The sequence below is a fragment of the Comamonas jiangduensis genome (assembly GCF_030162955.1).
In the GTDB taxonomy this organism is placed as follows: Bacteria; Pseudomonadota; Gammaproteobacteria; order Burkholderiales; family Burkholderiaceae_C; genus Comamonas; species Comamonas jiangduensis.
Genome location: NZ_JARXOV010000010.1, coordinates 1 through 22,500 on the forward strand (window position 1 = coordinate 1; position 22,500 = coordinate 22,500).

A 22,500-nucleotide genomic window follows, 5' to 3' on the forward strand; every position below is an offset into this window, starting at 1 on the left:
TTGATGTAAACACATCGGTTACGAGCCGGAAGCTATCATGTACACACCGTGGATACCAAAAAGTAACCACAGTGTTTACTTGGAATAGACAAAAGGTGTTGCTATGAAAACAACTGTCGAATTGATGGAAAAAGCTTTATCTATAAAGCCAGCCGCTGAATGGGCTCGTCAGCTTGGAATTGCACGCGCACTTTTCACGAATGCCAAGACCAGAGGGAATCTCAGCCCTATCGTTGCAGGTGAACTGGCTGGGGAAATTGGAGAAGACCCACAAAAATGGATCGTGATTGCTGCGCTAGAAACAGGCAAAGAAAGCGCATGCAAAGAGAAGCTTGTGAGCCGTCTTAGGAAAACTCACATGACTTTAATGATGTAATTTCCGATATGACGTCCAAGTTTCGCCATGTCGCACTGGTGGGTAAATACCAGTCCGCCACCACTTCCGGCACTGCTACGGAGCAGTCTCGCCACATTCTCCAAGGTATTGCAGATTTTCTGCGCGAGCAAGGCTGTGAAGTCGTGCTGGACGCTGAAACAGCACTCCACACCGGGCTGCACAGCAGTTTTGCTTCACTGGATGTCGACGACCTGGGTCAGCATTGTGACCTGGGTATTGTGGTGGGCGGCGATGGCACCATGCTGGGAATTGCGCGCCAACTGGCCAAGCACAACACGCCGCTGATTGGGATCAACCAAGGCCGTCTCGGCTTTGTGACCGATATTCCCCTGAACGACTACCCACAAGCCCTGCTACCCATGCTGCACGGCGAGTACGAACAAGAGTCTCGCCCTTTAATGCATGCCCGTGTGGTGCGCAACGAAGAAACCGTGTTTGAAGCGCTGGCAATGAACGATGTTGTGGTCAACCGCGGCGGCACCTCGGGCATGGTGGAGTTGCGTGTCGAGGTAGATGGTCGTTTTCTGTCAAACCAGCGGGCCGACGGTTTGATCGTGGCCACGCCGACAGGCTCTACCGCCTACACCTTGTCGGTGGGCGGCCCCTTGATGCACCCCTCCATTCCAGCGTGGCTGATGGCACCGATTGCCCCGCACACGCTGTCCAACCGCCCTATTGTGCTGTCTGACCAAACGGAAGTGATGATGGAAGTGGTGAGCGGGCGCGACATCAGTGCCAACTTCGACATGCAATCGCTCGCCTCGCTGCTGCACGGCGATCGCATCTACGTGCGCCGCTCCGAACACAGCGTGCGCTTTTTGCATCCTGTCGGCTGGAACTACTTCGCGACGCTGCGCAAAAAGCTGGGTTGGAACGAGGGAGGCTACTGAGCATGGCCCTCAAACGCATTGCCCTGCGCGACTTTGTCATCGTGCAGCAGCTGGAGCTGGATTTGCACACCGGTTTTACCGTGCTGACCGGAGAGACCGGCGCGGGCAAGTCCATATTGATTGATGCGCTGCAACTGGTGCTGGGCAGCCGTGCTGACTCTGGCGTGGTGCGTGAAGGCGCAACGCAAGCCGACATCAGTGCCGAGTTTGACTGCCTCGACCACCTGCAGCACTGGCTGCAAGAAGGCGGCTTTGCGCTGGAAGAAAGCCTGCTGCTGCGCCGCGTGATTGACAGCCAAGGGCGCAGCCGCGCTTGGATCAATGGTGCCCCCGCCACCGCCACACAGTTGCGCGGCTTGGGCGAAGAGTTGCTGGACATTCACGGCCAGCACGCCTGGCAAAGCCTGACACGTGCCGATGCCGTGCGCGAACTGCTGGACGCGTATGCCAACGTCAGCACGCAAGCATTGCGCCAGCACTGGATGGTCTGGCGCGCTGCAGCCAAGGATTTGGAACACGCCATCGCCGCGCAAGACACGCTGCAGCGCGAACGCGAGCGCCTGCAGTGGCAGATTGGGGAGTTGGACAAACTCAACCCTGGCATGGAGGAGTGGGACGAACTCAACACCCAGCACACCCGCCTGTCACACGCGCAAGCGCTGCTGGAAGCGGCGCAGGGTGCGCTACACCTGCTGGAAGATGATGAAGCAGGCGCCAGCACGCCGCTGAGCCGCGCACAGGACATGCTTCAAGATCAAGAGCACCTAGAGCCCGAATTCCAAGCGATTGCAGACGTTTTGGCCTCCAGTCTTGCGCAGATCAACGACGCCCAACATTCGCTGCAAATCTATTTGCGCCGCACCGAGTTAGACCCGGACAAACTCGCCGAGCTGGACGAGCGCCTGTCGCTGTGGATGCAACTGGCACGCCGCTACAAGCGCACGCCACAAGAGCTGCCCAGCCTGCTGCAATCGTGGCGTGAAGAGCTGCGCCAGCTGGACGCCGTGGTAGACATTGGCCGTCTGCGCAAAGCCGAGCAACAAGCCAGCGACGCCTACCAAGCCGCTGCGCGGGAGCTGTCACTGCAACGTGCCAAGGCGGCCCCCAAACTCTCGCGTGCCATCACGCAGGCCATGCAAGGCCTGGGCATGCAAGGCGGCCGCTTTGAAGTGCAGCTGGACAAGCTGGCAGAACCCAGCCCCCACGGCATGGACAGCGTGCAGTTCCTGGTGGCGGGCCACCCGGGCGCCACGCCCAAGCCGATTGGCAAAGTAGCCTCTGGCGGTGAACTCTCGCGCCTGTCGCTGGCAATTGCCGTAACCACCAGTGAACTGGGCCATGCAGGCACTTTGATTTTTGACGAGGTAGATTCCGGCGTCGGTGGTGCCGTGGCCGAAACCGTGGGCAAGCTCATGCGCGCCTTGGGTAAAGACCGCCAGGTATTGGCGGTCACCCACTTGCCGCAGGTGGCCGCATGCGCCGACCACCATTACGTGGTCGCCAAAAAACGGGACAAAGCGGGCACCAGCAGCACCGTCACTCCCACCGACACCGCCCAGCGCGAACGAGAAATTGCCCGCATGCTGGGGGGCGAAAAAATCTCTGACACCACCATGGCGCATGCACGCGAGATGCTGCACGCCGCCAACACGCCTTGATGGAGCCACGCCAAGCCATGACAGATTTAGAAATTGTGCTGATTACGGGAATGTCAGGCTCGGGCAAATCCGTGGCTTTGCACGCCCTGGAAGACGCCGGTTACTACTGCGTGGACAACCTGCCGCCCGAGCTGCTGGAAGACTTTGTGCGCCTGCAGCACGCCCACCACGGCAAGCGCGTGGCGATTGCGATTGACGCGCGCAGCGCCACCAGCTTGCCCAATTTGCCGCGCGAGCTGGAGAAGCTGCAGCGCCTCAAAGCCTCGGGGCTGCACATGCATGTGGTGTTTCTGGATGCCTCCACCGCTACCTTGGTGCGCCGCTTTTCCGAAACGCGCCGCCGTCACCCCTTGTCGCAGTCCGAAGGCCCGGACGGGCGTCAAGACCTGGTGCAAATCATCGAGCGCGAGCGCGAGTTGCTGGGCGACATTCGCGAGTACGCCCATGTCATCGACACCAGCAACATCCGCGGCGCACAGTTGCAAAGCTATATCAAAGCCCTGCTCAAAGCGCCCACCAACCAGATGACGCTGGTGTTCCAGTCCTTTGGTTTCAAACACGGCATTCCTGTCGATGCGGACTATGTGTTTGATGTGCGCATGCTGCCCAACCCGTATTACGACGCCGAACTGCGCCCCCTGAGCGGCAAAGACGAGCCCGTACAGCACTTTTTGCGCCAGCAGCCTGATGTGGGTGCCATGCAAACGCATATTGCGCAGTTTCTCGACCACTGGCTGCCCGTGCTCAATGCCAACCACCGCAGCTATGTCACTGTCGCCGTAGGCTGCACGGGCGGGCAGCACCGCTCGGTGTATCTGGTGGAGCAACTGGCGCTGCGCTACCAGGCCCAGTGGTCCACGTTGCGCCGCCACCGCGAGATGGACAGCCGCGCACTGGCACAGACACCATCCCACTAAAAATATTAAAAAAGAGAGCTGGTAGCGCTTGATTTGTATAGGTTTCAGATATTTTTATATCTAAAAATCAATAGATATGAGCGCTGCCAGCTCTCTTTTTATAAAGCCTCCAGCAATTTACGCACCGGGGCAGGCAACCCCAGCTGCGGCCAGTCTGCGCCAGACTGCCAGCTCCAGCCCTGCACAGCTTGGCACAGCGCAGGCTGCGTCCCTGCCACATCCACCACGACAGGGTGTAAGAACAAATCGCGGTGCGTCAGCACATGCAGCTGTGCAGGCCAATCCTGGCGCGCCGTGGCAGCCAGGCCCAGCGCAGCCCAACCATCCTCCAGCGCCTGTGCACTGGCATATACCGGTGGGCTAAAAAGCCCAGCCCAAATACCGGTGTCCCCCCCTGTGGATGGGCGCCGCTGCAAGCACACATGGCCTGCTGCATCGCGCAGCACAAGCAACCACCACGCTTGTGTGCTGCGTTTGGTTTTGCGCGTTTTGACCGGATAGCTGGCTGCATTGCCTTGCTGCGCCGCTTGGCACTTGGGCTGCAAAGGGCACACCAAGCACGAAGGGTTGCGCGGCAAGCACACCGTGGCACCCAAGTCCATCAGACCCTGGGTGTAGCGCGGCATGGTGTTGTGCAGATCCTGGGCGGGCAGCAAATCCTCTGCCAACACCCACAAGGCTTTTTCATGGCGGCTGCTGGAGAGGTCTTCCCCATACGCCAGCACCCGTGTGAGCACACGTTTGACGTTGGCATCCAAAATGGCTGCGCGCTCCCCAAAGCAAAACGATGCAATGGCTGCAGCCGTAGAACGGCCAATGCCCGGCAACGTAGCCAGCACCGCAGCCGTGCGCGGAAAAGCGCCCCCATGCTCGGCCACCACCGCCTTGGCACATCGGTGCAGATTGCGCGCGCGGCTGTAATAACCCAGCCCGCTCCACAGCGCCATCACATCATCCTCAGGGGCGGCAGCCAAACTGGCCACATCCGGGAACTGCTGCAAAAACCGCTCGTAATAACCCAAGACGGTAGTGACCTGGGTTTGCTGCAGCATGATTTCAGACAGCCACACGCGGTAAGGATCACGGGTTTGCTGCCAAGGCAGATGGTTACGGCCATGGCTGGCCTGCCACTGCACCACATCCGCAGCGATCAAAGGGTTGGAATGACTCAAAGGAGAAAGAGAAGGCTAAAGCAAGAAAATCAACGCAGCTTTCACGCGGTCTGCTCCGTAGCACCGAGCTCCTGCGCTGCGGGCTCAGCGGGTTGCAGCAGTTGCTGCATCCATTGCCCCAAGCGCTGCTCCAGCAAATGGAGTTGCTGATCGGAGGACTCAATTTCAGCAATGCGCTCCATCAGCCCACTGGCCGCTTCGTTGATGCGGTCTACCGCTTCAATACGCCGTGCAAAGCTGCGTTTGCGTTCTTTCAATTGTGCGTCAAGCTGTGAGGTCGCGCTTTTGCTCCATAAATCCAGGTCATTGGCTGCGGATTCAAACACCGCACGCAGCCGCATGCCCAAGGCCTTGACCATGCGCTGCCCAAACAACGGATTGGCAAGTTTGAGCGCATGGCCAAAGCCCAGGTACTGCAAATAGCTTTCTTCAATGTTGGCCAGCTCACGGTCAAAGTCATGCAGTTGCAAGTCCGCCGGTAGCTGCAGTGAAAAACCAAACTCCGCATTCAGGTCTTTGAACGTAGCGCCAAGCATGGCCTGAATTTCCGCCGCAGCCACTTTGGCTTGCTCGCCCAGGCCACGCAAACGCTCAAAAGTGGAGGCATAGACTTTGCGCACGCCCATTTTCAAGCCCGAATGCTCCAGTGCGCTGCTGAGTTGCTCCAGCTCTTTGCGCAGCGATGTCGCACCCAAAAGCTGAAACGCTTGGTTCATCAGCTTTAAATGCACCGAGCGCACCGCCAAAATTTTTGCCGTGCTGGCCTCAAACGTGCGCTGCTCTTGCTGAATACGCTGGCGCATGTTCTCAATCACCGTGGCGTTCTTACCCCGCAGACTGCGCAGCTCCAGCATTTGCTCATCCAAATCGCGCTGGCGGATGTGGATCGAACGCAGCACCTGCGCTTGCAACTGCGCCACACCCTCACCCACCACATTGCGCAAAATAGTTTGGCGATGCGCCAAAATGCCTTGCGCCAGCAGATCCTCAAACAGTGGCAGACCACTGCTTTTAAGGAGCGCAGCATTGCTTTCTATCTTTGCCATCAACCCCTTTTGGGCAGACAAAGGCACGATCCGGGCAGGATCAATCTCCAGGATCTGTGCGCTTTGCGCACGCTGGCGATTGAGCTGCACTTGCACCTCGGTGCCTGAATCCAGACTGCTCCACAAGGTGTCGATTTTGTTGAGCACCACCAGATGCGCATCACCTTCACGGTGGCAAGGCAGCAAATGCTCTTTCCAGATCGATAAATCTGACTTCGTCACACCGGCATCGGCTGCCAGCAAGAACACCACGGCATGGGCTTGCGCAATCAGGTTGACGGTCAGTTCTGGCTCCGTGCCCACCGCATTCAGCCCCGGGGTATCCACAATCACCAGCCCTTGCTTGAGCAAGGGGTGTGCCATATTGATCAGTGCATGGCGCCATTTGGGAATTTCCACCATTCCCTGCGCATCGCACACCGGGTTTTCCGCCCCTGGCGCATCGCTCCAAAAGCCCAAAGTTTGCGCCTCTTGCACCGACACCTTGCGCACCTGTGCCACATGTGCCATGGCATAGGCCAGTTGATCGGCATCATGCACATCCAAGGGCAGTTGCACCCACGTGGAAGGGCGGCTGCGCCACTCTGCCAAGCTGTAAGGCTGTGCACGCGTTTCTACCGGCAACAAACGCAAACATGCAGGCAACGCAGCGTCGTAACCCAGTTCGGTCGGACACATGGTGGTGCGCCCAGGCGATGCCGGCATGATGCGCCGGCCATAGTGCGCAAAAAACACCGCGTTAATAAGTTCTGATTTGCCCCGCGAGAACTCCGCCACAAAGGCAACGCACACCTTATCGCCGCGCAGCAGGGCCTCCAGCCGCTGCAAATGATCTTGCACTGCCGCGTCCAGCAAATCTTGTGCAGCCAGCCAGTCACTAAAAGCCGCCATCTGGCCCGCAAAACCTTTGCGCCAATGGCCAAACCGGTCAAATTGCTCGCTAAATGAAGGGCCCACAATCTCTCCCTCGTTGCAGTGTTATGGCTGTAAGCCCTCCAATATAGCGCCAGCGTTTTGTACGGGTCGTGGCGCCATTGCCGATTTCCTCAAGCTTTTTGACAATACGCACAGTAGTACGTGCTGCGCTGGCCTTGCCGCAACAGCCTGATGGGCTTGCCACAGTGGGTACAAGGCAACCCCGCACGGTCATACACCTGGGTTTGTGTCTGGAAGTGTCCCTGCATGCCGTCAGCGCTGGAAAAGTCGCGCAACGTGGTTCCACCCCGCTCTACGGCAATCGCCAAAATCTCCCGAATGGCTTGAAACAAGCGCTTGGCTTTTTGCCCACTGATAGTGTTGGCAGCAACCGTAGGCGCAATCCGGCTGGCAAACAAGACTTCGGAAGCATAAATATTGCCAACCCCTACAACCAACTTGCCTCCCAACAGCAATGGCTTGATGGGTGATCGACTGGACTGCAGCCCCGCGTAGAAACGCTGCCAAATGAAATGTGCCTCGTCCAGAGGCTCCATCCCCAAACCATCCAGCAATTTGCGCGCAACAGGATCACTCTCGCCTTGTGTTGCAATCACAGCGCCAAAGCGCCGAGGATCATGCAAGCGCAAGCTACCTTGGCTCGTATGCATGTCAAAGTGGTCATGCTTGCCCAGCGTCGGCAAATCACTTGCAAAGCGCAGACTGCCGGACATTCCAAGGTGAATCATCAACATGCCGCGATCAAGATCCAGCAGCAAATATTTGCCCCTGCGGCGCACTTGCTGCACCGTCGCACCCACCAAATGGGCGGGCTCACAACCCAGCGCCCAGCGCAAAGGCTTGCCTAAAGTGACAGAGACAACTTGCGCCCCCTGAATTTGCTGGGCAAAGCTTCGGCGGGTAACTTCAACCTCTGGAAGTTCTGGCATCTGATCATTTCGCTCACAACAATGAAATGCTTGGATTATTATGAGCCGATGGTCTCCACACTCCGCAATTGGCGCTTGGCCCTTATTTCCGTACTTGTTTTCGGAGCATTGCCCGCATGGGCGCAAGAAGCGCCCCCATCCTTGGATCCAAACGCCGAGGCTTTGCAACCTTCGCCTGCCGATGAGGCCGCTGCACTGGATGCGGAGTTGTTCTACGACCTCTTGGTGGGAGAGATGGCCGCCTCCCAAGGTGATGCCACCAATGCCATCGCTTTACTTATGGATGCCGCGCGCCAAAGTCAGTCCCAGCAGCTCTACCAACGCGCTGCCGAAATTGCCTTGCAATCGCGCTCCGGCCAACAAGCCTTCATTGTGGCCAACGAATGGCAGACCAATTTCCCGCAATCGAGAGACGCCAATCGCTATTTGCTGCAAATTTTGCTGCGACTCAATCGCATTTCAGAATCGCAAGAGCCTTTATCGCGTGAAGTGGCATGGACGAACAACGCAGCCAAACCTGCAACCTATCTTGCGGTTGCGCAGCTTTATAGCCGTGCAACAGACAAAGTCTTGGCGGCAGCCGTCGTAGAGCAAGCCCTTCAACCGGACTTGCAAAACCCAGACCTTGCGCCTGCGGCATGGGCCACGATCGGTCACATGCGAATCAATGCCAACCAAAAAGACTTGGCGCTGCAGGCGCTGGTGCATGCCTACGCACAAGGCCCACGCAATGGTGCAACTGCTTTACTTGCTTTAGAGCTGTTGGAAACTGGTATGCCTTCGGCAGAGGCGATGGCGGAAGACTACATGCGCGACAAGCCAGCTCCCACCATTCAAATGGCGTATACGCGGGTATTGATGGGCAAAAACCGCTGGGACGATGCCCAAAATCAACTCACCCCCTTGCTCAAAGCCAACCCAGACATGGTGGATGCCTGGATGGCACAAGCGAACATTTATGCCCAAAACGGCAAATGGCGCAAAGCACAGCAAGCCATGCAGCGGGTAGAAAAAATTGCCCAAGACATTTCCAACGAGGCACAGCGCAGCTATGTCTTGTCCCAAGCGTATTTACTGGGCGGGCGCATTGCGCTTCAAGCCAAAGACTATGCGCTGGCACTCCAGTGGCTAGACAAAATCCCTGACAGCGAAGCCTTGCTGAACGTCCAAAGCCTCAAAGCACAAGCGCTGGCCAAACAAGGCAAGCTGGCACAAGGACGCGCGCTGATCCGTGCGACACCTGCAAGAAACGACGCAGAAGCGATGCAAAAGCGCCAAGCAGAAGTCGCCTTGCTGCGCGAGAACAATGCGCCTCAAGAGGCCTATTTGCTGCAACTCACACTGCACGAGCAGTTGCCCAACGACCCCGATATTGCGTATGAAACGGCTATCTTGGCGGAGCGTGCAGGCAAAGTCGATGCCATGGAAAACATCCTGCGTGACCTGATTGCCAAACACCCCACGCACCATCATGGACTGAATGCTTTGGGCTACTCATATGCCGATCGTGGTATCCGTTTGCCCGAAGCCAAAGCATTGATTGAATCCGCACTGCAACTGGCGCCCGATGACCCATTCATCACCGACAGCCTCGCCTGGGTCGAATTTCGCATGGGCAACAACAGCAAGGCTTTGGAACTGCTGGAAAAAGCCTACGCCCAGCGCGAGGATGTAGAAATTGCTGCGCATTTGGGAGAAGTGCTGTGGAGCATGGGCAGCAAAGAACGCGCTCGAGCCGTATGGCGCCAAGCGCTCGAGCGCGATGCAGAGAATGAAACGCTGCGCGCCACGTTGAACCGTTTGCAAGTCAGGCCTTAAGCCATGGTGAAAGTCCACAAGCATTTCCCTGTACAAGGGCTGATGGCTTTGGCACTGGCAAGTGCTGCGGCTCTTTCGGGCTGCAGCGCCCCCCCTGCCCTGAAGACCTCACAGGCACAAATTGCCCACAGTTGGAGTGGCCGCCTGGGTTTGCAAGTCCTCGATCCTTTGGCACAAGAGCAGTCATTCAGCGCCTCTTTCCACCTGGAAGGCACTCCCGAGCAAGGCCGCCTGGACATTTTCAACCCACTTGGATCTCAAATTGCCCAGCTACAGTGGCAGCCTGGACTAGCAACACTGCAGCAAGGTGATCACATCACCCCATCCGACTCGCTGCACGCACTCTTGCGACAAAGTCTGGGGACGGCATTGCCACTAGAGGCGCTATTTGGCTGGCTGCAGGGCCTGGCAGTGACAGCCGATGGCTGGCAGGTTGATCTCAGTCGCCATGCCGAAGGACGAATTACTGCGCAGCGCATCACCCCGCTTCCCCAAGCCACTTTGCGTGTGGTTTTACAGCGCTCCGAATAACTCACCAGCACCTCCGTGCATACGCTTTAGCTTTCTCCATGCGCAGTCTTTACGACGTCCCGGCTCCCGCCAAACTCAACCTGTTTTTACACATCACCGGCCAACGTGCAGATGGTTACCATCTGCTGCAGTCTGTTTTCATGCTGATCGACTGGCAAGACCTGCTGCACTTCGAACACCTTCAAAGCACTGAAATCTCTCGCTTAGACCTCAACCCGCAGGCCCAACTTCCTGCAGATGATTTGTGTACGCGCGCAGCCAAAGCGCTGCAAACCGCAACGGGTTGCACACAAGGTGTGCGCATTTCCATCGAAAAAAGCATTCCATCCCAAGCAGGCATGGGCGGCGGCTCATCCGATGCGGCATCTACACTGATTGCACTGAACCGCATGTGGAACCTCAATCTCAGCCGTGCAGATTTGGAACACATCGGTGTGCAGCTCGGCGCAGATGTCCCTTTTTTCATCCGTGGCCGCAATGCATGGGTAGAAGGCATCGGCGAACAAATTACGCCCTTATCTGACACAGCAACCCTGCCACCAAGCAGCTTCTGGGTCATCAAGCCCGAAGCCGGTCTCACCACCCAAAGCATCTTTGGCTCGCCCAGCCTGCAACGCAATACAAAGCCTGCTACAATCGAAGACTTTGCTGCAGATCACTATGGCTTTGGCCACAACGACTTGCAGCCAGTTGCTGAAGCACTTTGCCCCGATGTCATGAAAGCCAAACATTGGCTTAACTCGCAAGGGATGCGTGCTATAATGACTGGCTCAGGAAGTGCAGTATTTGCACAAAAATGCAAAGATATTGATTTACAAGCCGCGTCCAGCAGTTGGCAAATCAAGCTTTGCAACAATCTGGAAAAACATCCTTTGCTGCATTGGGTGCCAGAATAAAAAGCTACCGGTTCATTGTTATCGATGACAATTGACCAGTGTAGGGGAGTCGCCAAGTTGGTTAAGGCACCGGATTTTGATTCCGGCATGCGAGGGTTCGAGTCCTTCCTCCCCTGCCAAATATCTTCATGCGTTCAAGCAAACCCAATACTGGGAAGCTCATGCAATCCAACAATTCTGAATTCGTGGTTTTTACGGGCAATGCCAATCGCAGCATGGCCGAAGAAATCGCCAAACACCTTGGCGCGTCTTTGGGCGCTGCAGATGTTGGCCGTTTCTCTGACGGTGAAGTGACCGTAGAAATCAAGCAAAACGTTCGCACCCGCGATGTGTTTGTGGTGCAACCTACTTGCGCCCCTACCAATGACAACCTGATGGAGTTGTTGGTGATGGTGGATGCTTTGAAGCGCGCGTCCGCCCAAAGCATCTGCGCAGTGATTCCCTACTTTGGTTATGCCCGTCAAGACCGCCGTGTGCGCTCCACCCGCGTGGCAATTACTGCCAAGCTGGTAGCCAACATGCTGCAAGCCGCTGGTGTGAATCGCGTGCTGACCATGGATTTGCACGCTGACCAAATTCAGGGGTTCTTTGACATTCCCGTGGACAACATCTACGCATCCCCCGTGTTGCTGGGCGACCTGAACCAGAAGAAGTACGAAGACCTGATCGTCGTTTCTCCTGACGTGGGTGGCGTGGTGCGTGCGCGTGCACTGGCCAAGCAACTGGGTTGTGATCTGGCCATCATCGACAAGCGCCGCCCCAAGGCCAACGTCTCTGAAGTGATGCACGTGATTGGTGACATCGATGGTCGCAACTGCGTGATCATGGATGACATGATCGACACTGCCGGCACACTGGTGAAGGCCGCTGAAGTGCTTAAGCAGCGCGGCGCGAAGAATGTGTATGCCTACTGCACACACCCCATCTTCTCTGGCCCGGCCATCCAGCGCATTTCTGAAGGCAGCGCTTTGGACGAAGTTGTGGTGACCAATACCATTCCTCTGAGTCCTGCTGCCCAAGCGTGCGGCAAGATTCGCCAACTGTCTGTGGCACCTTTGTTTGCTGAAACCATGAACCGCATTCAAAACGGTGACTCGGTCAGCAGTTTGTTCCAAGACTAAATTTTCCTTCGGGAAACCGCATCAGCCTCCTTCGGGAGGCTTGCGTTTTCCGGAGTTTCATCCAAGGCTTGTGCCTTGGTTATCAACCGAGTGGGACTGGTCGCGGTCCACTCATATTGGAGTTAGTTATGCAAATCGTCGCAACATCGCGCAATCTGCAAGGTACGGGTGCGAGCCGCCGCCTGCGTATTTCCGGCAACACACCTGGTATCGTTTTCGGTGCTGGCCAAGAAGCCCAGAAAATTGAAATCAACCACAACAACCTGTTCCACGCGCTGAAGAAGGAAGAATTCCACACTTCGATCCTGGATCTGGAAGTTGACGGCAAGTCCACCAAGGTTGTTCTGCGCGATGTGCAGTTCCACCCCTTCCGTCCTCTGGTTCTGCACGTTGACTTCCAACGCGTGGACGAGAACACCAAGGTGGAATCCAAGGTTGCTCTGCGTTATGAAAACGCTGACAAGTCGCCTGCTGTGGTGTCCGAGAACGGCACTGTGACACCTCTGGTCACAGAAGTTTCCGTGCTGGCAACTCCTGCCAAGACTCCCGAGTTCATCGCTGTGGACCTGTCCAAGCTGACTTCCAAGATCATCCCCGGTCTGCAAACTGTGAAGGCGCCTGCTGGCGTGAAGATCATTGCTCGCGGCGCTAACAAGAACCCTGCGCTGGTGGCTGTGAAGTTGCCTGAAGCTGCGGTTGCTGCACCTGTGGCTGCTGCGCCTACAGACAAGAAGAAGAAGAAGTAATTTTTCTCTTTCTGTCACTCACAGCTTGCAAAGGCTGTGAGCAAAACAAATGGCCCACATCGTGGGCCATTTGTTTTGCTGGGTGATACGACGTCTCTCGTCCTGATTGGATAATCCTCACATGATCAAACTGTTTGTGGGCTTGGGCAATCCCGGCCCGGAATACGAAGACACACGCCACAACGCCGGCTTTTGGTGGATTGATGGCTTGGCCCGTGAGCTCAAAGTACAGCTGCAGCCCGAGCGCAGCTACTGGGGTTTGGTCGCACGCGCCAATGTGCAAGGCAATACGGTGTGGTTGCTGCAGCCCCAAACATTCATGAATCTGTCGGGCAAATCCGTCGGTGCTTTGGCACGTTTTTTCAAGATCAAGCCCGAAGAAGTGCTGGTGGTTCATGATGAGCTGGATTTCGAACCCGGCCAAATCAAGCTCAAAAAGGGCGGCAGTCATGGCGGCCACAACGGTTTGCGCGATATCCACGCCCAGCTGGGCAGCCCCGAGTACTGGCGTTTGCGCGTCGGTATTGGCCACCCCGGGCAAAAAGGGGAGGTCTCGGGCTGGGTACTTAAAAAACCACCCCAAGATCAGTGGAATGCCATCCAAGAGCAGATTGATCGCAGCTTGAAGGCCTGGCCATTACTGGTGGCAGGCGACATGGACAAGGCCACGGTACAAATCAATACCAACAAGCCGCCTCGCCCCAAACCAGCGCGCAAGCCAGCGCCACCGACAGAAGCCTCCGGCCCTGCAATCGAAGAATAAAAAAATAGCTACTGGCGCTTACTGGATAAGCGCTAGCAGCCAATTTGATTAATATTTGAAAGTTTTAGCTTTGGGCCGCTTGCGCCTGCAAGCGCTCAAACTTTTGCAGCAAAGTCTCTCGACTTTCCACAAACTCGGGGTTTACAGGAATGCACGAGACCGGGCACACCTGCATGCACTGAGGCTCCTCAAAGTGACCGACGCATTCGGTACATTTGTGGGGGTCGATCTCATAGATCAGCTCCCCCATGTAAATGGCGTCATTGGGACACTCTGGCTCGCATACATCACAATTGATGCATTCATCCGTGATCATTAGCGCCATTACACGCCTCCTTGGCACAAGGCCGCGCCAACGGTGGCCGCACGGTCATAGGTGTTCAACACAGGGGACATAGGTGCAATTATCGTGCCCCGCATCGTCTACTGGATATCTGGCGCACACTTCCATGCTTTGTACTGTGGGATTTGCCGCTATGCTCTGTGCCCGCTTCCCCTTGACCGCTTTGTTTCCATGAGTGTTTTTCTCCTCCAACGACTGCTCACGCTGATTGCCACCCTGCTGGGAGCTTCTGCCGTAGTGTTCGCGGTGCTGGAAATTTTGCCGGGCAATGCCGCGCAGGTGCTGATGGGGCCGGATGCCGACCCCGAGGCAGTGGCCGCCATGGCCGAGCAACTGGGGCTGAACCAGCCTGCACTGCAGCGCTACATGGAATGGATGGCCGGTTTTTTCACTGGGAATCTCGGCAACAGCTATGCCTACGGCTCACCCGTGTGGGAATTGGTGCAAGAGCGCTTGGCACTGACACTGCCGCTGGCAGTGCTGGCCATGGTCATCACCACGGTGCTGGCCTTGCTGGCCGGGGTATACGCCGCGTCACGACACAACAAGCTGGGCGACATCGGTATCATGGGCCTGGCCCAGCTGGGCATTGCCATTCCCAACTTCTGGTTTGCCATCCTGTTGATCCTGCTGTTTTCGGTGAAGCTGCAATGGTTTTCGGCTGGCGGCTTCCCAGGCTGGAGCTCCGAGATGGGCGGCGGTTTCTGGCCCGCGCTCCAAGCCCTGCTGCTGCCGGCCATTGCTTTGGCGGTGGTGCAGGCTGCCATTTTGGCGCGCATCACCCGCTCTGCCGTGCTGGAGGTGCTGCGCGAAGACTTTGTGCGCACCGCCCGTGCCAAGGGTTTGAGCCAGCGCGCGGTGCTGTGGGGCCATGTGCTGCGCAATGCCCTGATTCCTGTCATCACCGTCATGGGCCTGCAGTTTGCCAATTTGCTGGCGGGCACCATCGTGGTGGAAAACGTGTTTTACCTGCCCGGCTTGGGCCGCTTGATCTTTCAGTCGATTGCCAACCGCGACCTGATTGTGGTGCGCAATTGCGTGATGCTGCTGGCAGCCATGGTGATCTTTGTAAACTTTGTGGTGGATGTGCTGTATGCCGCCATTGACCCCCGCGTGAAAGCCAGCGACCTATGAACCAGCCCCGCACCTTGTTGCAGCGCGGGCTGCGCCACCCCAGTTTTGTGATTGGCGGCATCCTCACCCTGGCCTTGCTCGTGGGTGCGCTGCTGTCTTTTATCTGGACGCCCTGGAGCCCCTATGCCATGAATATGGAGGCCAAGCTACTACCACCCAGCCCCCAGTTCTGGATGGGCACCGATGCTTTTGGCCGCGATGTGCTCTCACAAATCATGGTGGGGGCACGCAGCTCCATTGCCGTGGGCGTGATTGCGGTGGGTATCGGGGTGGTGTTTGGCGTTAGCTTGGGCTTGCTGGCCTCTGCCCTGCGCGGCTGGGTGGAGGAAGTCATCATGCGCATGTCGGACTTCACCTTTGCCTTTCCGGCCATTTTGTCGGCCATCATGATGACCGCCGTGTTTGGCCCCAGCATGGTCAACGCCATCATCGCAATTGGTATCTTCAACATTCCCACCTTTGCGCGCATTACCCGTGCCTCGGCCAATGCAGTGTGGGCGCGCGAGTACATCATGGCTGCACGCGCTTGCGGCAAAAACCGCTTCAGCATCACACTGCAGCACGTGCTGCCGAATATTTTGGGCGTACTCACCGTACAAGCCACCATCCAGTTTGCGCTGGCCATTCTGGCGGAAGCTGCCCTCTCTTATCTGGGACTGGGCACCCAGCCGCCACAACCGTCGTGGGGGCGCATGCTCAGCGATGCCCAGACCCTGATGTTCCAAGCACCGCTGCTGGCCGTATTTCCCGGCGTAGCCATTGCCTTGTCTGTGTTGGGGCTGAATCTGCTGGGCGACGGCCTGCGCGATGTGATGGACCCGCGCCTGTCGCGCCAACGCTAAATGCCGCAAGACCGCCATGCCACTGCTTGAAGTCACCGGACTGAACCTTTTTCTGCGCAGCAGCCAAGGCGCTGTGCAAGCGCTGCGCCACCTGTCGTTCAAGCTGGAGCGTGGACACGCGCTGGGCATTATTGGCGAGTCCGGCAGTGGTAAATCGCTGACCGCGCAAACGCTGATGGGGCTGCAGCCCGACAACGCCAGTGTCACCGGCAGCATACGCTGGGAGGGACGTGAGCTGCTCGGACAAACCGAGCGCGACTGGCAAGCCATGCGCGGCAACCGTATCGCCATGGTGTTCCAAGAACCCATGACCGCACTCAACCCGGTACACCCGATTGGGAGCCAGGTGGCCGAGCCGCTGCGGCTGCACCAACGGCTGGGGCACCAGCAGGCACTGCGGGCAGCCACTGCCTTGCTTGAGCGCGTGGGCATTCCTGACGCCCCACGCCGCATGCACGACTACCCGCACCAATTCTCGGGCGGGCAACGCCAGCGCATCACGATTGCGATGGCGCTGGCCTGTGAGCCTGACTTACTGATTGCGGACGAACCCACCACCGCACTGGACGTTACGGTGCAGCAGCAGATTCTGGATCTCATCAATGAAGTGGTGGCAGAGCGCAATATGGCGCTGATCCTCATCTCTCATGACCTGGGCGTGATCTCCCAAAACGTGGACGATATGCTGGTCATGTATGGCGGCCAGATTGTAGAAAGCGGGCCCACCGGCGCCCTCTTTCGCCACATGGGCCACCCCTATACCCGAGGGTTGATGGCCGCGCGCCCACGGCTGGATGCGCCCCGCCAGCCCAGTGGCAAGCCGCTGGACTTGTTCACCATTCCCGGCAGCGTCCCCAGCTTGCGCGATTTGCCGCATGGCTGCACCTTCGCCGGGCGCTGCGCTTTCACCCAGGCGCAGTGCTACGACAACAAGCCCCAGCGCGTAGGCATTCCCAGCTTTCAACCCCAAGAAGCTGAATACAGCAGCCTTGGCGTACACCAGGTGCGCTGCCTGCGCCCCGAGGCCATGCGCCCCGGCAATACAGAGGCCTGGAAATGACGCCTGACCACCTCCGTGCACCGCTGCTGCAAACCCAGGCACTGGGCAAAACCTATCGCTTGCCCCGGCGCCAGCTGTGGCAAGCAGCGCCGCAGGTACATGCCCTGCACAGCGTGGATCTCACCGTGTACAGCGGCCGCAACGTCGGGATTGTGGGTGAATCAGGCTCGGGTAAATCCACCCTGGCGCGTCTGGCCATGGGGCTGGACACCCCCAGCACCGGCCATGTGCTGTGGGATGGGCAAGACATCCACACCCTCTCTGGCAAAGCCATGCGCGCGGCGCGGCGCAACTACCAGATGGTGTTCCAGGATCCTTATGGTTCTTTGGATCCGCGCATGACCGTGGCACGCATCGTGGCAGAGCCCCTGGAGGCATTGAGCCGCTCCACGCGCGCCGAGCAGCGCGAGCAAGCCGCGGAGGTGTTGCACCAAGTGGGCCTGCAAACCAGTGATCTGGACAAATACCCGCACGAGTTTTCGGGCGGCCAACGCCAGCGTATTGCGATTGCCCGTGCCTTGATCACCCACCCCCAGCTCATCGTGGCCGATGAACCGGTCAGTGCGCTGGACGTCTCGGTGCAAGCCCAGGTGCTTAACCTGCTGCTGGACTTGCAACAACGCTTTGGCATGACGTATTTGCTCATCAGCCACGACCTGGCCGTGGTCAATCATTTGTGTGAGGAAGTCATCGTCATGCAGCAGGGCAGCGTGGTGGAACGTGGCAGCCCCAAACAGCTGTTTAACCATGCCCAGCACCCCTACACGCAAAAGCTGCTGAATGCCGTGCCCCAGATTGCCCCGGGCCGTGCGCGGGCACTGCGCCAGCTGCGCGAGAAAGCCAGCTCTAACTTGGTGTAAAAAGCGGTCTGCGGCCTGACGGTGCGAGACAGCACTGCAGGCCTGTTTGCTATTTGACCGATTCATTGAGACATTCCGGAGACCGCCCATCATGATCCATCGCCGCAGCTTGCTGGCATCTGGCGCCTTTGCAGGCTTGACCACGCTGGTGCCCTTGCCAACGTTTGCGCAGCCAGCCAAAAAAGACACGGTGACACTGGCCTTGACGCTGGAGCCTCCGATGCTGGACCCCACGGCCAGCGCCGCCTCCTCGATTTCGGAGATCACGCAATACAACATCTTTGAGACGCTCACCAAGATCAACCCGGATGGCAGCGTCTCCCCCCTGCTGGCCGAGAGCTGGGAAGTCTCCAGCGACCTCAAAACCTACACCCTGCGCCTGCGCAAGGGCGTGCAATTCCAAAACGGTGAGCCCTTCAATGCGCACACCGTGAAGTTTTCGTTCGAGCGTGCGGGCGGTGACAAAAGCACCAACAAAGACAAGCGCACATTTGCCAATTTGTCGGTGCGGGTGATTGACGACTACACCGTCGAGCTGATCACCGAAGACATCGACCCGGACTTCTTGTTCGTGCTGGGCCAGGGCACCTCCATCATCGTCGAGCCCAAGAGCGCTGCCACCAACACCAGCAAACCGGTTGGCACCGGCCCGTACAAGCTGGCGCAATGGCAAAAGGGCGCGTCCGTCACCCTCGTGGCATGGCCGCAGTACCGCGATGCAGGCAAGATCCGCATCAAGCGCGCAACGTTCCGCTTCATTCCCGACGCAGCCGCCCAGGTGACCGCCTTGCTGGCCGGCGATGTGGATGCCTTCCCGCGCGCCACACCGCGCAGCGTGCCGCAGTTTGAGAAGAACCCGCGCTTTCAAGTCATCATCAGCGGCTCACGCGCCAAAACCATTTTGGCCATCAACAACGGCAAGAAACCGTTGAACGATGTGCGTGTGCGCAAGGCCATCGCGGCTGCCATTGACCGCAAGGCCATCATCGAAGGCGCTGCCGAGGGCTATGGCGTGCCCATTGGCAGCCACTACGTGCCCGGCGCGTTTGGCTATGTGGACACCACCGGCATCAACCCGCACAACATCGACAAAGCCAAGGCCTTGCTCAAAGAAGCGGGCGTGCCACTGCCGCTGAAGCTGACGATGACCCTGCCCCCGGCCCCGTATGCGCGCCAGGGCGGCGAAATCATTGCAGCCCAGCTGGCCAAGGTGGGCATTGAAGTCAAGCTGCAGAACGTGGAATGGGCACAGTGGCTGTCGGGCACCTACGGCAACAAGCAGTACGACCTGACCATCATCAGCCACGTCGAGCCTTTTGATCTGGGCAACTTTGCCAAGCCCGATTACTACTGGGCTTATGACTCGCAAGAGTTCCGCGATCTGTTTGAGAAGATCAAGCACACGCCCAAACCCACCGACCGCGCACGCTTGCTGGGTGAGGCCCAGCGCCTGCTGGCCAATGACGCCGTGCACGGCTTTTTGTACCAGCCCCAGTGGGTGACGATTGCCAACAAAAATCTGCGCGGCCTGTGGAAAGACATGCCGATTTTTGTGAACGATTTGTCGGCCATGCACTGGTCAGACAAAAACTAGGCACCGCAAAGACCATAGCGCCTTGCGCTTACCAAACAAGGACTTCAGATACTTAACCATCTGAAGTCCTTTGTTTATGTGCGCCAAAAGCTATTCTTTTTTAAAAATCATCACTTCTGCACCGTAGCCAGCCGCACGGCCAGCCCCAGAAACACCAGCCCCGCCAGCCGATTCAGCCACCACTGCCCGCGTGCAGAGCGCAGCAGCAGGCCGCCAAAAGCCCCTGAAAAACAGGCAATCGCGCCAAACACCAAGAAGGTTGCCAGCACAAACACCCAGCCAAAGCAGATGATTTGCAGCGCCACACTGCCCCGCGCCGGGTCGGCAAACTGCGGCAAAAAGGCCAGAAAGAAAATCAGCACCTTGGGGTTGGTCAAATTCATCACCACCCCGCGGCCCACCATACGCAGCGCCTCGCGCCACGGCAGCGGCGGCAGCTGGCCTGCAACCTGCGGCGCTGCGCTGGTGCTGGCCGGCGCCCGCAATGCGCCCCACGCCAGCCATGCCAAATAGGCCGCGCCGCACCACTTCAGCACCGTGAACGCCGCACTGGAAGCCGCAAACACCGCCGCCAGCCCCAGTGCCACCGCTGTGGTGTGCACCAAAATGCCCAGACACAGCCCCAGCACCACGCACATGCCCACACGCCAGCCACGCTGCACGGACTGCACCAGAACAAACAAGTTATCGGGCCCGGGGCTGAGCGCCAACAGCACCGCCACCCCAAAAAAAGCCAGCAAAGCATCTACAGCAGGCATGGGATCATCTCTTTGCAACACACAACAAGCTTGGATTGTGCGTGCACGCCCGCCGCATCACCAGTGCCTGCTGGCGACGCCACAGTGCGCCAAAAACAAAGCCCCGCATGCAACGCGCGCAGCGGGGCTGGAGGAATGCCGCACGGCGACTGCGGCAGCCCGCTTTTCAGCGCGGCTGTAGCACCCCGCGCCCCGGCAGACACTGCGCATTGTGAAACGGCCCCTCGGCCTTGCGCCACCCTTGCGCAGGCATGAACTGTGCGCACACGCGCTGCCCATCGAGCTTGCTGGCCCACCAAAACCACGGCGCGGGCGCCGCGCCCGCCGACAAGGCCCCCACAAGCAACGCAACGGCAAGGCCACCATTTCGCACATTCAAGCTTTGCATGGCGCCCACTTTAGCCGATAGCCAAGGCCGTCACACCCAGCGCAATCAGGATGGCCCCGCCAATGCGCACCATGCGGTCACCCTCTTTGAGCAAATGCCCACCAATCAACGCCGCAAACAGCATGGACACCTCGCGTGCCGGCGCCACATGCGAAATCGGCGCGCTTTGCATGGCAAACAGCACCAGCACATAGGCAATCGGGCTGACCACGGCCACCAGCAGCGCCCAGCGCCACTGCACTGTCCACAGCGAACGGGCCTCGGGCAGATTGCGCAACACCACAGGTGCCAGCAGCAGCACGCGCAAACAGCTGCCCAGGTAGTCGATCAGGATGGGCGACAGCAGCAGCACCTTCACGCCGTAGCCGTCCACCACGGTGTAGCCCGCAATAAAGATGCCCGTCACCACGCCATACAGCAGGCCGTGGTACAGGCGCTGCTGCGCCGCCGCGTCACGGCGCTGGAGAAACAGCCCGGGGCCACCCGCAATCAAAAACACCCCCAGCACCACGCCCACAATGCCCAGTACACCCAGTTGGGAGATGGCTTCGTCCAGCACCGCAATCGCAAACAAAGAGCTCATCAACGGGCCACTGCCACGCGCCAGCGGGTACACCACCGTCAGATCGGCATGGCGGTAGCCACGCAGCAAAATCACGTAATAAAACAGGTGCAACACCCCGCTGGCGGCCACCAAGGCCCACGGCTGCCAGCCCCAGTGCGGCACCACGTCATGACCCACCCACCATGCCAGCGGTGCCCACACAACGATGAGCAAGGCCGAAGAAAAGAAGGCAAAGCGCGCATCGCCCCCGGCTTTTTTGGCGGCAATGTTCCACCCGGCGTGGATCAGCCCTGCCAACACAATCAGTGCAAATGCTTGGAGCGACATGCCAGCAACTCAGCCACAAAAAAGGCTGCGCAACGCGCAGCCTGGAGATGCAAGGGAAGACAACTTCAATCGGCCTTGCGCCCGGGGATCAAGGCCAGGAACTCACGGCGCAGCGTGGGATCTTTGAGGAAGGCGCCCCGCATGACAGAGTTGAGCATCTTGCTGTCTTTTTCACGAACGCCGCGCCAAGACATGCAAAAATGTGAGCACTCCATGACCACTGCAAGGCCATCAGGTCGGGTTTTTTCCATGATCAGGTCGGCCAGCTGAATGATGGCCTCCTCCTGAATCTGGGGGCGCCCCAGCACCCAATCGACCAAGCGCGCGTATTTGGACAGGCCAATCACATTGGTGTTTTTGTTGGGCATCACCCCAATCCACACCTTGCCCATGACCGGGCACAGATGGTGGCTGCAGGCTGAACGCACCGTGATGGGGCCCACAATCATCAGCTCATTGAGGTTCTTGCCGTTGGGGAACTCGGTGATCGCAGGCTGCTTGTGGTAGCGCCCCGCAAACACTTCCTTCAAGTACATCTTGGCAACGCGGCGTGCAGTGGCCTGGCTGTTGTGGTCGTTCACGGTGTCAATCACCATGCTGTCGAGCACGCCCTGCATCTTGCTTTCCACCTCGTCGAGCAGGAGCTCTAGCTCACCGGGCTCGATGAATTCCGCAATATTGTCATTCGCGTGAAAACTACGCCCAGCCGCCTGCACCCGCTCGCGGATTTTGACGGAGACGGGGGTGCCTTGCGGGTCTTGCACCGCGGGCTGTTGGGCAGAAGCTGCAACCAAATCTTGAAACATGGG

At 58.4% G+C, this 22,500-nt stretch carries 23 protein-coding genes and 1 tRNA gene; 16 read left to right on the plus strand and 8 right to left on the minus strand.

Features of this window, described 5'->3' with window-relative positions; genetic code table 11:
* Nucleotides 1-103 precede the first annotated feature (103 nt).
* Genes QEP12_RS09280 through rapZ form a run of 4 tightly spaced genes read left to right on the plus strand, consistent with a single transcriptional unit; the run spans nt 104 to nt 3,862 of the window.
* On the plus strand, nt 104-376 hold the full coding sequence (locus QEP12_RS09280) for a hypothetical protein (RefSeq protein ID WP_284214068.1): 273 nt from the start codon (nt 104-106) through the stop codon (nt 374-376).
* A gap of 8 nt (nt 377-384) precedes the next feature.
* The gene (locus QEP12_RS09285; RefSeq protein WP_219163790.1) at nt 385-1,287 is read left to right on the plus strand and encodes an NAD kinase; all 903 of its coding nucleotides are present in this window, start codon (nt 385-387) and stop codon (nt 1,285-1,287) included.
* Nucleotides 1,288-1,289: 2 nt separating this feature from the next.
* On the plus strand, nt 1,290-2,945 hold the full coding sequence (gene recN / locus QEP12_RS09290) for a DNA repair protein RecN (RefSeq protein WP_284214071.1): 1,656 nt from the start codon (nt 1,290-1,292) through the stop codon (nt 2,943-2,945).
* Nucleotides 2,946-2,962: 17 nt separating this feature from the next.
* Complete coding sequence (gene rapZ / locus QEP12_RS09295; protein WP_284214072.1) at nt 2,963-3,862, plus strand: RNase adapter RapZ; 900 nt, start codon at nt 2,963-2,965, stop codon at nt 3,860-3,862.
* A gap of 98 nt (nt 3,863-3,960) precedes the next feature.
* Here the strand turns inward: rapZ and mutY are convergent, their stop codons facing one another.
* The 3 genes from mutY to mutM form a co-directional block, all read right to left on the minus strand.
* On the minus strand, nt 3,961-5,034 hold the full coding sequence (mutY, locus tag QEP12_RS09300; RefSeq protein WP_246253978.1) for an A/G-specific adenine glycosylase: 1,074 nt from the start codon (nt 5,032-5,034) through the stop codon (nt 3,961-3,963).
* A gap of 41 nt (nt 5,035-5,075) precedes the next feature.
* Nucleotides 5,076-7,037 carry a dynamin family protein gene (locus QEP12_RS09305; RefSeq protein ID WP_284214073.1) on the minus strand — a complete coding sequence of 654 codons (1,962 nt, stop codon included), beginning with the start codon at nt 7,035-7,037 and terminating at the stop codon, nt 5,076-5,078.
* 89 nt (nt 7,038-7,126) lie between these two features.
* Complete coding sequence (gene mutM, locus QEP12_RS09310) at nt 7,127-7,945, minus strand: bifunctional DNA-formamidopyrimidine glycosylase/DNA-(apurinic or apyrimidinic site) lyase (protein WP_174864157.1); 819 nt, start codon at nt 7,943-7,945, stop codon at nt 7,127-7,129.
* A 48-nt stretch (nt 7,946-7,993) separates the two neighbouring features.
* On the opposite strand from mutM, the gene QEP12_RS09315 reads away from it, so the two are divergent.
* From QEP12_RS09315 to pth, 7 genes are all read left to right on the plus strand, one after another.
* Nucleotides 7,994-9,763: a tetratricopeptide repeat protein gene (locus tag QEP12_RS09315; protein ID WP_284214074.1), complete on the plus strand. Its 1,770-nt coding sequence runs from the start codon at nt 7,994-7,996 to the stop codon at nt 9,761-9,763.
* Between the two features lie 3 nt (nt 9,764-9,766).
* Nucleotides 9,767-10,294: a lipoprotein insertase outer membrane protein LolB gene (locus QEP12_RS09320; RefSeq protein WP_257469182.1), complete on the plus strand. Its 528-nt coding sequence runs from the start codon at nt 9,767-9,769 to the stop codon at nt 10,292-10,294.
* A gap of 38 nt (nt 10,295-10,332) precedes the next feature.
* Entirely contained in the window at nt 10,333-11,190 is an 858-nt protein-coding gene (gene ispE / locus QEP12_RS09325; protein ID WP_219163784.1) for a 4-(cytidine 5'-diphospho)-2-C-methyl-D-erythritol kinase, read from the plus strand.
* A gap of 42 nt (nt 11,191-11,232) precedes the next feature.
* A tRNA-Gln gene (locus tag QEP12_RS09330) sits at nt 11,233-11,309 on the plus strand.
* A 42-nt stretch (nt 11,310-11,351) separates the two neighbouring features.
* A complete protein-coding gene (locus QEP12_RS09335) occupies nt 11,352-12,311 on the plus strand; it encodes a ribose-phosphate pyrophosphokinase (protein WP_174862475.1) in 960 nt (319 codons plus the stop codon).
* A gap of 128 nt (nt 12,312-12,439) precedes the next feature.
* Nucleotides 12,440-13,057, plus strand: coding sequence for a 50S ribosomal protein L25/general stress protein Ctc (locus tag QEP12_RS09340; RefSeq protein ID WP_174862474.1), 618 nt, complete (start codon nt 12,440-12,442; stop codon nt 13,055-13,057).
* A 121-nt stretch (nt 13,058-13,178) separates the two neighbouring features.
* Complete coding sequence (gene pth, locus QEP12_RS09345; protein WP_174862473.1) at nt 13,179-13,820, plus strand: aminoacyl-tRNA hydrolase; 642 nt, start codon at nt 13,179-13,181, stop codon at nt 13,818-13,820.
* 64 nt (nt 13,821-13,884) lie between these two features.
* Here pth and QEP12_RS09350 read toward each other — a convergent pair whose 3' ends face one another.
* On the minus strand, nt 13,885-14,145 hold the full coding sequence (locus QEP12_RS09350; RefSeq protein ID WP_174862472.1) for a YfhL family 4Fe-4S dicluster ferredoxin: 261 nt from the start codon (nt 14,143-14,145) through the stop codon (nt 13,885-13,887).
* A 189-nt stretch (nt 14,146-14,334) separates the two neighbouring features.
* On the opposite strand from QEP12_RS09350, the gene QEP12_RS09355 reads away from it, so the two are divergent.
* From QEP12_RS09355 to QEP12_RS09375, 5 genes are all read left to right on the plus strand, one after another.
* Nucleotides 14,335-15,297 (plus strand): ABC transporter permease, encoded by a 963-nt coding sequence (locus QEP12_RS09355; RefSeq protein ID WP_174862471.1) that lies wholly within the window; start codon nt 14,335-14,337, stop codon nt 15,295-15,297.
* Nucleotides 15,294-16,139, plus strand: a complete 846-nt coding sequence (locus QEP12_RS09360; protein ID WP_284214075.1) for an ABC transporter permease — start codon at nt 15,294-15,296, stop codon at nt 16,137-16,139. The genes QEP12_RS09355 and QEP12_RS09360 overlap by 4 nt, the downstream gene beginning before the upstream one ends.
* A 16-nt stretch (nt 16,140-16,155) precedes the next feature.
* Nucleotides 16,156-17,199, plus strand: a complete 1,044-nt coding sequence (locus tag QEP12_RS09365) for an ABC transporter ATP-binding protein (protein ID WP_284214076.1) — start codon at nt 16,156-16,158, stop codon at nt 17,197-17,199.
* The gene (locus QEP12_RS09370; protein WP_284214077.1) at nt 17,196-18,059 is read left to right on the plus strand and encodes an ATP-binding cassette domain-containing protein; all 864 of its coding nucleotides are present in this window, start codon (nt 17,196-17,198) and stop codon (nt 18,057-18,059) included. The genes QEP12_RS09365 and QEP12_RS09370 overlap by 4 nt, the downstream gene beginning before the upstream one ends.
* A 91-nt stretch (nt 18,060-18,150) precedes the next feature.
* A complete protein-coding gene (locus QEP12_RS09375) occupies nt 18,151-19,653 on the plus strand; it encodes an ABC transporter substrate-binding protein (protein WP_284214078.1) in 1,503 nt (500 codons plus the stop codon).
* 110 nt (nt 19,654-19,763) lie between these two features.
* Here the strand turns inward: QEP12_RS09375 and QEP12_RS09380 are convergent, their stop codons facing one another.
* The 4 genes from QEP12_RS09380 to folE form a co-directional block, all read right to left on the minus strand.
* Nucleotides 19,764-20,411, minus strand: coding sequence for a LysE family translocator (locus QEP12_RS09380; RefSeq protein ID WP_284214079.1), 648 nt, complete (start codon nt 20,409-20,411; stop codon nt 19,764-19,766).
* 166 nt (nt 20,412-20,577) lie between these two features.
* On the minus strand, nt 20,578-20,799 hold the full coding sequence (locus QEP12_RS09385) for a hypothetical protein (RefSeq protein WP_174862466.1): 222 nt from the start codon (nt 20,797-20,799) through the stop codon (nt 20,578-20,580).
* Nucleotides 20,800-20,809: 10 nt separating this feature from the next.
* On the minus strand, nt 20,810-21,691 hold the full coding sequence (locus QEP12_RS09390) for an EamA family transporter (RefSeq protein WP_174862465.1): 882 nt from the start codon (nt 21,689-21,691) through the stop codon (nt 20,810-20,812).
* A 65-nt stretch (nt 21,692-21,756) separates the two neighbouring features.
* Nucleotides 21,757-22,497: a GTP cyclohydrolase I gene (gene folE / locus QEP12_RS09395; RefSeq protein ID WP_246253977.1), complete on the minus strand. Its 741-nt coding sequence runs from the start codon at nt 22,495-22,497 to the stop codon at nt 21,757-21,759.
* Nucleotides 22,498-22,500 lie beyond the last annotated feature (3 nt).

Coding starts and splice junctions, on each gene's coding strand:
- QEP12_RS09280 (WP_284214068.1), top strand. CDS start 104: ATGAAAACAACTGTCGAATTGATGGAAAAAGCTTTATCTATAAAGCCA.
- QEP12_RS09285 (WP_219163790.1), top strand. CDS start 385: ATGACGTCCAAGTTTCGCCATGTCGCACTGGTGGGTAAATACCAGTCC.
- recN (WP_284214071.1), top strand. CDS start 1,290: ATGGCCCTCAAACGCATTGCCCTGCGCGACTTTGTCATCGTGCAGCAG.
- rapZ (WP_284214072.1), top strand. CDS start 2,963: ATGACAGATTTAGAAATTGTGCTGATTACGGGAATGTCAGGCTCGGGC.
- mutM (WP_174864157.1), bottom strand. CDS start 7,945: ATGCCAGAACTTCCAGAGGTTGAAGTTACCCGCCGAAGCTTTGCCCAG.
- QEP12_RS09315 (WP_284214074.1), top strand. CDS start 7,994: ATGGTCTCCACACTCCGCAATTGGCGCTTGGCCCTTATTTCCGTACTT.
- QEP12_RS09320 (WP_257469182.1), top strand. CDS start 9,767: ATGGTGAAAGTCCACAAGCATTTCCCTGTACAAGGGCTGATGGCTTTG.
- ispE (WP_219163784.1), top strand. CDS start 10,333: ATGCGCAGTCTTTACGACGTCCCGGCTCCCGCCAAACTCAACCTGTTT.
- QEP12_RS09335 (WP_174862475.1), top strand. CDS start 11,352: ATGCAATCCAACAATTCTGAATTCGTGGTTTTTACGGGCAATGCCAAT.
- QEP12_RS09340 (WP_174862474.1), top strand. CDS start 12,440: ATGCAAATCGTCGCAACATCGCGCAATCTGCAAGGTACGGGTGCGAGC.
- pth (WP_174862473.1), top strand. CDS start 13,179: ATGATCAAACTGTTTGTGGGCTTGGGCAATCCCGGCCCGGAATACGAA.
- QEP12_RS09350 (WP_174862472.1), bottom strand. CDS start 14,145: ATGGCGCTAATGATCACGGATGAATGCATCAATTGTGATGTATGCGAG.
- QEP12_RS09355 (WP_174862471.1), top strand. CDS start 14,335: ATGAGTGTTTTTCTCCTCCAACGACTGCTCACGCTGATTGCCACCCTG.
- QEP12_RS09360 (WP_284214075.1), top strand. CDS start 15,294: ATGAACCAGCCCCGCACCTTGTTGCAGCGCGGGCTGCGCCACCCCAGT.
- QEP12_RS09365 (WP_284214076.1), top strand. CDS start 16,156: ATGCCACTGCTTGAAGTCACCGGACTGAACCTTTTTCTGCGCAGCAGC.
- QEP12_RS09370 (WP_284214077.1), top strand. CDS start 17,196: ATGACGCCTGACCACCTCCGTGCACCGCTGCTGCAAACCCAGGCACTG.
- QEP12_RS09375 (WP_284214078.1), top strand. CDS start 18,151: ATGATCCATCGCCGCAGCTTGCTGGCATCTGGCGCCTTTGCAGGCTTG.
- QEP12_RS09380 (WP_284214079.1), bottom strand. CDS start 20,411: ATGCCTGCTGTAGATGCTTTGCTGGCTTTTTTTGGGGTGGCGGTGCTG.
- QEP12_RS09385 (WP_174862466.1), bottom strand. CDS start 20,799: ATGCAAAGCTTGAATGTGCGAAATGGTGGCCTTGCCGTTGCGTTGCTT.
- QEP12_RS09390 (WP_174862465.1), bottom strand. CDS start 21,691: ATGTCGCTCCAAGCATTTGCACTGATTGTGTTGGCAGGGCTGATCCAC.
- folE (WP_246253977.1), bottom strand. CDS start 22,497: ATGTTTCAAGATTTGGTTGCAGCTTCTGCCCAACAGCCCGCGGTGCAA.